2 protein-coding genes are annotated in these 1,873 nt (G+C 47.5%); one reads left to right on the forward strand and one right to left on the reverse strand.

The genetic code is table 11. From position 1 onward, the window contains the following. The first annotated feature begins 32 nt into the window (after positions 1-32). Positions 33-626 (forward strand): hypothetical protein, encoded by a 594-nt coding sequence (locus tag A3GG_RS0101485; protein ID WP_018357561.1) that lies wholly within the window; start codon positions 33-35, stop codon positions 624-626. A 56-nt stretch (positions 627-682) separates the two neighbouring features. Here A3GG_RS0101485 and A3GG_RS13580 read toward each other — a convergent pair. Next, positions 683-1,873: hypothetical protein (locus A3GG_RS13580; RefSeq protein WP_033408130.1), on the reverse strand; the 1,191-nt coding region annotated here is incomplete at its 5' end.

A 1,873-nucleotide genomic window follows, 5' to 3' on the forward strand; every position in this document is an offset into this window, starting at 1 on the left:
TAAGTTAGTATCACACTTTAAGATAGAGAGACATGAAAAAGATTATCGCAACATGCTTGATGGCTATCGCCACAGTTGCACTCACTGGGTGCTGGAAAAAGGACAAACCACGTGTGTTGGAACAAGGAGCAATGCTGTACATTAACGTTGACAAAACTACTAGAGCTATGGACGTAGAGACTAGGGCATCCCTCCCCATTATCGAGGGAGACGAACAACCTGTATATACACCGCTTGAGGTCGTTAAGGATGCACAAGCGTTCTTCATGGACACCGAGGACGGTCTCATAAACTCCCCACTTGCTATCGGCGATGAGCAAAAGGATTTTGAGAACGCACGGATCAAGATGTGGGGGGAGCAGGTTATCAATAGAGATGGCACGCTCAATACCTACTTTATCAATGCTCGCAATATCTACATTTCCGGAACTAACAAAGAATACGGGCTGGAGCCTGTCATTGCGTACATACCTAACGCCGTCATGGAACAGGCGAAAAAAGACATCCTTGCAGCTTACGAGTCAGGAGACTACCCAAAGGTATATGAGATATTCCACAAGGCATATACGGCCATTCCGTGCACTACTAAGCAATGGAAAGCGCTAAAGGAGAAAGGCGAGCAGTAAGCTATCTATCTCAGTTATAAAAACCCCTATCGATGCTGTTCGATAGGGGTTTTTATTTAGTCTGCCTTAAAGCACACATAGTTAAAAGAGGCTCTATCAAGAGAGAAACCACTGTACGTCTGAACCACAAAGCTATTGGCCTGTATGTTGCTAACCGCTGGGATGCGTGCGGCATCCGCTTGCGACATAGTTATCATTGGCACGTAGTTGGAGTGTCCGATACTGTGGTATACAGTAAAGCTTTTAGCTGAGTAGCTATAATATGCTTGAGCGCTATTTTGCCCTACTTTGTTGGCGTATCTCCCGAACTGTCTAACACAGCTACCACTAGCATTAAACTGCGCCCCAGCCAGAACTGCCCCAGACGTCTCGATGTAATCGACATCGAGACCGCCACGGATCATGCCAAACGCCGTGCCGCTGGGGTGATTGTGGTTAAAGTCCACGAGGCTGTCCTTGCCGCCATAGATGCGCATACCACCCTCCCCAAAGCTCGTCTGTCGATAGTTGGTGCGATACTGATGTCGCACCTTGATATCTGTTGCTGTAGCGTGTCGAGGAGTGCTCATTAATTTAATTGTATGAGTACCCTTTGACAGCGTCGCAGAGTAATATACCCTCTCTCTTTTGTACGGCCAAAATACACTACCCGCAGCCATGTTCGGAGCAACAGAGAAACCAGCCACATACGCACCGTCAAGTAGTAAGCGAACAGACTTGTCGTAAATACCCGAAAGTATTCCGGTACCTCCACCTTCCGTGCGCTCAGATGTTAACATAGCACTAATTGTAACTATAGTGCTATCCTTGTTTACATAAAAAGTCCTCGTCCAACTGTTTGACGATGATATGGGCACTCCTGTATTTGCATACGTAGACATATCAGAGAGGGACTCTGTATTGTCGTAGTCGTTATTGCGCAGCACCTCCTGTATTGTTTGCGACATCACATTGCGACCAAACTGTACAAACGCCTTTGAGAGCTCGCCGATTGGAGCTATTACAATGCGGTCATCGTCAAAGTGCAGCTGTCCAATATGCCCTCGCCCATCGTTTTGCAGAGAGGTAAACTCTTTGCTGCCGTCCTGTATGCCTAGTCGCAATGCCTTATGTCCCTCTGCCGCACTACCTGATAGGGTTGCCGTCACCTTGCCCGAGGAGGGCGATGAGAGGATGATATCATTAGCAAGGAGAAGACCTCCTGCAATCTGCGTAGAGCCTTTTTGCAAGCTATCAAGGAGGTACTG

Source organism: Porphyromonas levii DSM 23370, assembly GCF_000379925.1.
GTDB lineage: Bacteria > Bacteroidota > Bacteroidia > Bacteroidales > Porphyromonadaceae > Porphyromonas_A > Porphyromonas_A levii.